The sequence below is a fragment of the Streptomyces albidus (ex Kaewkla and Franco 2022) genome (assembly GCF_013870515.1).
In the GTDB taxonomy this organism is placed as follows: Bacteria; Actinomycetota; Actinomycetes; order Streptomycetales; family Streptomycetaceae; genus Streptomyces; species Streptomyces albidus.
The window spans coordinates 1-9265 of sequence record NZ_JACBXA010000233.1 but is presented as its reverse complement, the minus strand read 5'-3'; the positions used below and the strand labels follow the sequence as shown (position 1 = coordinate 9265).

Genomic DNA, 9265 nt, shown 5'->3' with positions numbered 1-9265 from the left:
GGAGCTGCCGACGGAGGACCCGGCGCAGGCGGTCGACCGCATCGGCACCGCGCTCACCGACATCAACTCGGCCACCGTCGCGGGGGCGCTGCGCGCCGCCGTACGCAGCCAGTGGGGCGACGAACTGCCCACCCGCTTCGCGGTGATCGGCATGGGCCGCTTCGGCGGTGCCGAGCTCAGCTACGGATCGGACGCCGACGTCCTGTTCGTGCACGAGGCGCGCGAGGGCGTCAGCGAGCAGGAGGCGAACAAGGCGGCCTACGCCGTCGCCACCGAGCTGCGCCGGCTTCTTCAACTGCCCACCACGGACCCGCCGTTGCTCATCGACGCCGACCTGCGCCCGGAGGGCAAGTCCGGGCCGCTGGTGCGCTCCCTCGAGTCCTACGACTCCTACTACCGGCGCTGGTCCTCGGCATGGGAGAGCCAGGCGCTGCTGCGCGCCGCCCCCGTCGCGGGGGACGAGGAACTGGGCCGCCGTTTCGTCGAGTTGGTCGACCCGCTGCGGTATCCGGCCGACGGGCTCACCGACGAGTCGCTGCGCGAGATCCGGCGGCTGAAGGCCCGTATGGAGGCCGAACGCATGCCGCGCGGTGCGGACGCCACCACCCACGCGAAGCTCGGCCGCGGAGGCCTCGCGGACGTCGAGTGGACGGTGCAGTTGATACAGCTCCAGCACGGTGCGGCGGTGCCCGGGCTGCGTACGACCCGTACGCGCCAGGCGCTGGCGGCCGCCCGCGAGGCGGAGTTGCTGAGCGAGGAGGACCTCCACACCCTCGACGAGGCGTGGCTGCTGGCCACGCGGGTCCGCAACGCCGTGATGCTCGTACGGGGACGTGCGGGCGACACCTTCCCGTCCGAGGCACGGGAGTTGGGCGCCGTCGGACGCTACCTCGGTTACGAGTCGGCCGGGCCCGGCCCCCGGGTGGGGGAGCCGAGCGGCAGCGGGGAGATGCTGGACGACTACCGCCGCGTGACACGGCGGGCCCGTGCTGTCGCCGAACGCCTCTTCTACGAGGGCTGACGGGCCGGTTGGGGCGCCGCCGGCCCGGGCGGGATCACCGGGCCGGGACGGCCGGAGCGTACGCCCACCCGTCTAGGCGGGCGCGGCGGCCAGCTTCGGAAGGCGGTACGCGAGGCGCCCGTACCAGCCGTAGGAGAGGGCGAAGCCGAAGCCCAGGCAGATCACGCCGCCCACGGCGTCCAGCCAGAAGTGGTTGGCCGTGCAGACGATGACGATCAGCGTGACGACGGGATACAGCGCCCCCAGCACCCGCACCCACAGCGGCCCGGCGAGTGCCGCGATGGTGAGGCCGCACCACACCGACCAGCCGATGTGCATGGACGGCATCGCGGCGTACTGGTTCGACATGTCGGCGAGGTTGCCGGACGCCATCGAGCCCCAGGTCTGGTGGACCTGCACGGTGTCGATGAAGCTGTCGCCGCGCATCAGCCGGGGCGGCGCCAGCGGGAAGAGGTAGTAGCCGAGCAGGGCGATGCCCGTGGTGGCGAAGATGACGAGGCGCGTCGCGGCGTAACGCCCGGGGTGGCGGCGGTAGAGCCACACGAGCACACCGATGGTCACGACGAAGTGCAGCGTCGCGTAGTAGTAGTTCATCGACAGGATGAGCCAGGTGACGCTGTTGACCGCGTGGTTGATGCTCGCTTCGACGGCGATGCCGAGGAAGTGCTCCGCCCGCCAGACCCAGTCGGCGTTGTCGAGAGCCTGGACGCGTTGCTCCGGCACGGCGTTACGGATCAGGGAGTAGACGCCGTAGAAGACTGCGATGAGGACGCTCTCGAACCAGATGCTCGGCCGTCGCACCGCCCGTAGCCGCTTGGGTGCGGCTGGTCTCCCGGTGTCGTCGGCGACTTCGCCCCCGGCGGTCCCCTTGTCGGCCGTCCCCGGGTCCGCGTCGTTCGGCCGGCTTGCGTATGTGGTCCTTGTAGTCGGTGCCCCCATGAGGGGACAGTCTGCCAGACCAGGACATCTCACCGATCATCCTGCGGTCTGGTATCAGGCCGTTTCCGTCCTCCTTGCGACCGAGGGGACGGACGCAGTCGAACCCCGCACGACAAGCTCCGGCAGGAAGACGAACTCGCTGTGTGGAGCGGGTGTACCGCCGATCTCCTCCAGCAGCGCACGGACCGCGGCCTGCCCCATCGCCGTCACCGGCTGACGGATCGTGGTGAGCGGCGGATCGGTGAAAGCGATGAGCGGTGAGTCGTCGAAGCCGATCACCGAGACCTCGCGCGGTACGTCCAGGCCCTGTTGGCGTGCGGCCCGGATCGCGCCGAGCGCCATCATGTCGCTGGCGCACACCACCGCGGTGCAGCCGCGCTCCAACAGGGCGGTGGCGGCGGCCTGTCCGCCCTCCAGGGTGTAGAGCGAGTGCTCCACGAACTCGCGGGCCTGGTCCGTCGTCAGCTCCAGTTGCTCCCGCATCGTGCGCAGGAAGCCCTCGATCTTCCGCTGCACCGGCACGAAGCGCTCCGGCCCGAGAGCCAGCCCGATGCGGCGGTGTCCGAGCGATGCCAGATGCGTGACGGCCAGGCGCATCGCGGCGCGGTCGTCGGGGGAGACGAAGGGCGCGCGCACCTTCGGCGAGAAGCCGTTGACGAGCACGAACGGCACGCCCTGCCCGCGCAGCCGCTCGTAGCGCTGCGTGTCGGCGGTGGTGTCGGCGTGCAGCCCGGAGACGAAGATGATGCCGGCGACCCCGCGGTCCACGAGCATCTCCGTCAGCTCGTCCTCGGTGGAGCCGCCGGGTGTCTGCGTCGCCAGTACGGGTGTGTATCCCTGCCGGGTGAGGGCCTGGGCGATCACCTGGGCGAACGCCGGGAAGATCGGGTTCTCCAGCTCGGGGGTGATCAGACCGACCAGCCCCGCACTGCGCTGCCGCAGCCTGACGGGGCGTTCGTATCCGAGCACGTCGAGAGCGGCCAGGACGGATTCACGGGTGGCCGCGGCGACGCCCTGCTTGCCGTTGAGGACACGGCTGACCGTCGCTTCGCTGACCCCCGCCTGTGCTGCGATGTCAGCTAGTCGCGCGGTCACAGGGGTGGACTGTACCGGCCGCGTCACACCCTGCGCACCGGTGCCCGCGCCGCAGCGGCCGGGCAGCCGCCGGACAGTCGTCGTACTGCGGCCGTCGAGCAGCAGGTCGAGATCTGCAATTCAACTTGCTGAAACTTGCCGCAAAGTCTTTCGCAAAGACTTCCGCGCTGTTACGTTCCTCCGCAGCCGGGCGCCGTCCAAGGCGCCGGGGGTCCCCAGGCCGGTGGGCGGGGGGCGCACACGTGGGAGGGGATGGACATGCGGCGTGGCACAGGAGTCATCGCGGCGGCTGCGGTGCTCGCACTGACGGCGACGGCGTGCGGCGGGGGCGACGGAAGCAGCGAGAGCGGTGCCAAGGGCGAGATAGCCGGCACCGTCACCTACTGGGACACCTCGAACGACGCCGAGAAGGGCACGTACAAGAAGATCGCCGAGGACTTCGAGAAGAAGCACCCGAAGGTCGATGTGAAGTACGTGCACGTCAACTTCGGCGATGCCAACCAGAAGTTCAAGAACGCCGCCGGCGGCAACTCCGGCGCTCCCGACGTGATGCGCACCGAGGTCGCCTGGGTCGCCGACTTCGCCAACCTCGGCTACCTCGCGCCACTCGACGGCACACCGGCCCTCGACGACGCGTCCGACTACCTCAAGACCGCGGCGGGCAGCACTCGTTTCAAGGGCAAGACCTACGCGGTCCCGCAGGTCACCGACACCCTCGGCCTCTTCTACAACAAGAAGATGCTCGACGACGCCGGGGTGGAGGTGCCGAAGTCCTTCGCGGAGCTGAAGAAGTCCGCGAAGAAGATCAAGAGCAAGAGCGGCAAGACCGCCCTCTACCTGCGCGGCGACGACCCCTACTGGTTCCTGCCCTACCTCTACGGCGAGGGCGGCGACCTCGTCGACGCCGGGTCCAAGAAGGTCACCGTCGACGACGGGCCGGGCGCCGACGCCTTCTCCACCATGAAGGACCTGGTCGACTCGGGTGCCGCCGAGACCGACAGCAGCGACGGCCAGGAGAACGGCCTCAAGGCCTTCCAGGACGGCGACGTCGCCATGATCATCGACGGTCCCTGGGACATCGCGGGTGCCCAGCAGGGCAAGCAGTTCAAGGACGACAAGGACAACCTCGGCGTCGCGCCCGTACCCGCGGGAAGCAAGCAGAGCGGATCGCCGCAGGGCGGCTGGAACCTTTCGGTGTACGCGGGCACGAAGAACCTGCGCACGGCACAGGAGTTCGCCAAGTACATGAGCTCCGCCCCGGTGCAGAAGCGCACCACGGAGGAGCTGAGCCTGCTGCCGACGCGCGAGTCCGTCTACGAAGAGCCCTCGGTGCGCGAGAACACCATGGTCGAGTTCTTCAAGCCGGCCGTGGACAAGGCCGTGCAGCGCCCCTGGATCGCGGAGGGCAACTCCCTCTTCGAGCCGATCCGCGGCCAGATGGACGCCGTCCTCACCGGCAGCCGCAGCCCGGAGGGCGCCGCCGACAAGGTCGGCGACGACTTCCGCAAGCTGCTCAAGGGCTACAAGTAGGACGACGAGTAAGAGGGGACGGGCCAAGGGGCCATGGCTGTGGAGACCACCAGCCGGTCGGCGTCCGTGACCGAGGGCGGCGTGAAGGACGCCGCCGGAGGTCACGGACGCGGGACTGCGAAGAAGAGCGAGGGCACCGGGAGGCTGCGCAGGGCGCTCGCCCGGCACTGGTACGCCTGGGCCATGGTCGCCCCGGTCGTCCTCGTCATCGGCGTCATCATCGGGTATCCGCTGGTGCGCGGCGCGTACCTGTCGCTCACCGACGCCGACGAGGCGAACGTCGCGCGCACCATCGGCGTCAACCACATCCCGGCGACGTACCACTTCACCGGGCTCGACAACTACGTCGCGATCCTCAGCGACAGCGTCTTCTGGGACCGGCTCGGCTGGACCGTGGTGTGGACGACCGGCTGCGTCTCCGTCACGTTCGGGCTCGGCCTGACGCTGGCGGTCATGCTCAACCGGCGCTTCGCGGGCCGCTCCTTCTACCGGGTCGCGATGATCGTGCCCTGGGGCATTCCCGCCTTCGTCTCGGTCTTCGCCTGGAAGATGCTCTTCAACGAGAAGAACGGGCTGCTCAACAAGGTGCTCGACGGCGGCGGCGTGGACGCCGTCCCGTGGCTGGGCGATCCCGTGTGGGCCAAGGTCGCCGTCATCGGCGTCAACGTGTGGCTCGGCGTCCCCTTCATGATCGTCGCGATGCTGGGAGCCCTGCAGGGCATTCCCGGCGAGCTGTACGAGGCGGCCGAGATGGACGGCGCCGGCCCCTGGCAGCGGTTCCGCAACATCACGCTGCCGGGCGTCCGCACGGTCAGCAGCACGGTCGTCCTGCTCAGCACCATCTGGACGTTCAACATGTTCCCCGTGATCTACCTGCTCACCAAGGGCGGGCCGGAGGACTCCACCGAGATCCTGGTGACGTACGCCTTCCGGCTCTCCTTCGTCAACAGCCCCCGGGACTTCGCCACTTCGGCAGCCTGGGGAGTGCTCATCCTGGTGCTGCTCTCGCTCTTCACGGTCGTCTACAGGCGCGCGCTCCGCCGCCAGGGAGAGGTGTGGTGACGATGCGTTCCGAGCCCAGGAAGCGTGGCGAGCGGAGCCCGCTCGCAGCGTTCGGGCTGCACGCGGGGCTGCTGGCCGCGACCGTCGTCGCGCTCTTTCCGCCGCTGTGGCTGCTGGTGACCTCGTTCAAACCGAAGAGCGAGTCCTTCTCCGCCGCGCTGGTGAAGAACTTCACGGTGGACAACTACTCGCACGTGGTGGCGGACACCTACTTCCTCACCTGGTTCGCCAACTCGCTGGTCGTGGTGGTCGGTACGACACTGATCGGCGTCTTCATCGCCGCCACTACCGGATACGCGATCAGCCGCTTCCGCTTCCCCGGCATGCGGCCGCTGATCTGGGTGCTGCTGATCACCCAGATGTTCCCCATGGCGGTGCTGATCGTGCCGCTCTACAACACGCTTGCCGCCATGGGCCTGTTGAACCAGCCCGTCGGCCTGGTCATCACCTATCTCACCGTCGCGGTGCCGTTCTGCGCCTGGATGATGAAGGGCTTCTTCGACACCATCCCCGTCGACATCGACGAGTCCGGACGGGTCGACGGCCTCAACCCCTTCGGCACGTTCTGGCGGCTTGTGCTCCCGCTCGCGAGACCGGGCCTGGCGGTCACCGGCTTCTACACCTTCGTCACGGCGTGGGCCGAAGTCGCGTACGCCACCGCGTTCATGACCGGCGAGGAGAACCTCACGCTCGCCGGCGGCCTGCAGACCTTCGTCAACCGCTACGGAGCCGACTGGGGCTCGATGACGGCCGCCGCCGTCATCATCGCCGTACCTGCCGCCGTCGTCTTCGCCTTCGCGCAGCGCCACCTCGTCGCCGGACTCACGGCGGGTGCGACGAAGTCCTGAACCGCCCGGCGCGCTCTCAACTGCCGTACGGCACCGCACTTCTACCTCACAGGGACGACATGACCCAGCATCTCGGCCGTGCCCGTACCGCGACCTCCACTGCCGGCCCCGGCCCGCAACAGGACCGCACAGGCTGGTGGCGGAACGCGGTGATCTACCAGGTCTACCCGCGCTCCTTCGCCGACGGGAACGGCGACGGCATGGGCGATCTCGCAGGCGTGCGGTCGCGGTTGCCCCATCTCGCGGGGCTGGGCGTGGACGCGGTGTGGCTCAGCCCGTTCTACGCCTCGCCGCAGGCCGACGGCGGCTACGACGTCACCGACTACCGCGCCGTCGACGGCCGTTTCGGCGACCTGTCCGACGCCGCCGCGCTGATCGAGGACGCACACGGGCTGGGCCTGCGCGTCATCGTCGACATCGTGCCCAACCACTCCTCGGACCAGCACGAATGGTTCCAGCGCGCGCTGGCCGAGGGCCCCGGAACACCGGCACGCGAGCGTTACCACTTCCGCCCCGGCAAGGGTGAGCACGGCGAACTGCCGCCCAACGACTGGGAGTCGGTCTTCGGCGGCCCCGCATGGACGCGGACGAAGAACCCCGACGGAACCCCGGGCGAGTGGTATCTGCACCTCTTCGCACCGGAGCAGCCCGACTTCGACTGGCAACACCCCGCCGTCCACGACGAGTTCCGCACGGTGCTGCGCTTCTGGCTCGACATGGGCGTCGACGGCTTCCGCGTCGACGTCGCCCACGGCCTGATCAAGGCACCCGGCCTTCCCGACACGGGATCCTCCGGCCAGCTGAGGCTGCTCGGCAATCAGGAACTGCCCTTCTTCGACCAGGACGGCGTGCACGCGGTCTACCGCGACTGGCGGCGGGTCTTCGAGGAGTACCCCGGTGAGCGCATCGGCGTCGCCGAGGCGTGGGCGCCCAACTCGCAGCGCACCGCGCTCTACGTGCGCGAGGACGAGCTGCACCAGGCGTTCAACTTCCACTATCTGCAAACCGGTTGGGACGCGGACGCCTTGCGTGCCGTCGTCACCGAATCACTCGACGCGATGCGTCCGGCCGCGGCGCCCGCGACGTGGGTGCTGTCCAACCACGACGTCGTACGGCACCGCACTCGTCTGGGCGGCGGCCTGCCCCGCGCCCGCGCCGCCGCACTGCTGATGCTGGCACTGCCCGGCTCCGCGTACCTCTACCAGGGCGAGGAACTGGGCCTGCCCGAGGTCACCGACCTGCCCGACGAGGCACGCCAGGACCCCTCCTTCTTCCGGGAGACCGGTCAGGACGGACTGCGTGACGGCTGCCGCGTACCGCTGCCCTGGACGAGTGGTGGCAGCTCCTACGGCTTCGGCGAAGGCGGAAGCTGGCTACCGCAGCCGGAGGGCTGGGGTGAACTCTCCGTCTCGGCGCAGACCGGCGACCCGGACTCCACCCTGGAGCTGTACCGAAGGGCGCTGCGCCTGCGCCGCGAGAACGACGACCTGGGCGCGGGGGAGTCCGTCGAGTGGCTGCCCGCACCCGACGGAGTGCTGGCCTTCCGGCGCGGCGGCTTCGTGTGCACCGTGAACACGGGCGACGAGCCCGTCGAACTCCCCGCGCGGCCGGGCCAGTTGCTGCTCGCCAGTGGCACGTTCGACGACGGCTCGCTCCTCCTGCCGCCGGACACCACCGTCTGGTGGACCACCGGGCCGGCAGCATGACGTCGGTTCTGCCCGCCACCCGTCTCGCCGACATCGCCGGACAGGCCGCGGTCAGCGAAGCCACGGTGAGCCGCGTGCTCAACGGCAAGGCGGGCGTGGCCCGTTCGACCCGTGCGCGCGTGCTCGCCGCGCTCGACGTGCTCGGGTACGACAGGCCCGTACGCCTTCGGCAGCGGAGCGCGGGACTTGTGGGGCTGGTCATCCCGGAGCTGACCAACCCCATCTTCCCCGCCTTCGCCCAGGTCATCGAGCAGGCACTGAGCGGCTACGGCTACACGCCCGTGCTGGGTACGCAGATGCCCGGAGGAGCGACCGAGGACGAGCTGGTCGACCAGCTCGTGGAACGAGCAGTCACCGGCATCATCTTCCTCTCCGGGCTGCACGCCGACCTCACCGCCGACACGGGCCGCTACGCGCGGCTGTCCGACCGAGGCGTGCCCTTCGTGCTCATCAACGGCTACAACGAGGGCATCGCCGCGCCCTTCGTCTCCCCGGACGACCGGGCATCCTCCCGGATCGCGGTGCGCCATCTGCGGGAGCTGGGCCACGAGCGGATCGGGCTTGCCGTCGGGCCGGACAGGTTCGTGCCGGCCCGACGCAAGACGGAGGGCTTTCTCGAGGCCCTGGGCGAAGCTCACCGAGCGGAGGGACTCGTCCGGCACACGCTCTTCACGGTCGAGGGCGGGCACGCCGCAGCGGAGGACCTGCTGGAGGCAGGGTGCACGGGCATCGTGTGCGGCAGCGACCTCATGGCTCTCGGCGCTGTAAGAGCCGCCCGGCAGCGCGGACTTGAGGTCCCACGCGACGTCTCGGTGGTCGGCTACGACGACTCCGAGCTGAACGCGTTCACCGATCCGCCGCTGACGACGGTCCGGCAGCCCGTACGCGCCATGGCGAACGCCGCCGTGCACACCCTGCTGGAGGAGATCTGCGAGAACCCGGTCCCGCAGACGGAGTTTGTCTTCCAGCCGGAGCTCGTCGTGCGGGGTTCAACGGGGCAGGCACCCCCCGCCACGAGCAGGAGCCGAGCCCGCGGAGGGTGAGGTGACAGCCGGGCTGCCGTC

General features: G+C 69.7%; 7 protein-coding genes and 1 pseudogene. 6 read left to right on the top strand and 2 right to left on the bottom strand.

Translation table 11 applies throughout. The annotated features are described in order from the left end of the window. A pseudogene (locus H5J26_RS24830) lies at nucleotides 1-1021 on the top strand (bifunctional glutamine-synthetase adenylyltransferase/deadenyltransferase); the annotation flags it as partial. A gap of 72 nt (nucleotides 1022-1093) precedes the next feature. Here the strand turns inward: H5J26_RS24830 and H5J26_RS24825 are convergent. Next, the gene (locus H5J26_RS24825; RefSeq protein ID WP_181768186.1) at nucleotides 1094-1960 is read right to left on the bottom strand and encodes a phosphatase PAP2 family protein; all 867 of its coding nucleotides are present in this window, start codon (nucleotides 1958-1960) and stop codon (nucleotides 1094-1096) included. Nucleotides 1961-2014: 54 nt separating this feature from the next. Next, on the bottom strand, nucleotides 2015-3055 hold the full coding sequence (locus tag H5J26_RS24820; RefSeq protein ID WP_181768185.1) for a LacI family DNA-binding transcriptional regulator: 1041 nt from the start codon (nucleotides 3053-3055) through the stop codon (nucleotides 2015-2017). Between the two features lie 258 nt (nucleotides 3056-3313). Here H5J26_RS24820 and H5J26_RS24815 point away from each other — a divergent pair, with 258 nt between their 5' ends. The 5 genes from H5J26_RS24815 to H5J26_RS24795 are packed head-to-tail and all read left to right on the top strand — an operon-like array spanning nucleotide 3314 to nucleotide 9244. After that, nucleotides 3314-4585 carry an extracellular solute-binding protein gene (locus H5J26_RS24815; RefSeq protein ID WP_181768184.1) on the top strand — a complete coding sequence of 424 codons (1272 nt, stop codon included), beginning with the start codon at nucleotides 3314-3316 and terminating at the stop codon, nucleotides 4583-4585. A gap of 33 nt (nucleotides 4586-4618) precedes the next feature. Further along, a complete protein-coding gene (locus H5J26_RS24810; protein WP_181768183.1) occupies nucleotides 4619-5647 on the top strand; it encodes a carbohydrate ABC transporter permease in 1029 nt (342 codons plus the stop codon). Between the two features lie 2 nt (nucleotides 5648-5649). Then, complete coding sequence (locus H5J26_RS24805) at nucleotides 5650-6495, top strand: sugar ABC transporter permease (RefSeq protein WP_181768188.1); 846 nt, start codon at nucleotides 5650-5652, stop codon at nucleotides 6493-6495. Between the two features lie 59 nt (nucleotides 6496-6554). Further along, complete coding sequence (locus H5J26_RS24800) at nucleotides 6555-8201, top strand: glycoside hydrolase family 13 protein (protein ID WP_181768182.1); 1647 nt, start codon at nucleotides 6555-6557, stop codon at nucleotides 8199-8201. Then, the gene (locus H5J26_RS24795) at nucleotides 8198-9244 is read left to right on the top strand and encodes a LacI family DNA-binding transcriptional regulator (RefSeq protein WP_181768187.1); all 1047 of its coding nucleotides are present in this window, start codon (nucleotides 8198-8200) and stop codon (nucleotides 9242-9244) included. The genes H5J26_RS24800 and H5J26_RS24795 overlap by 4 nt, the downstream gene beginning before the upstream one ends. The last annotated feature ends 21 nt before the right edge of the window (nucleotides 9245-9265 follow it).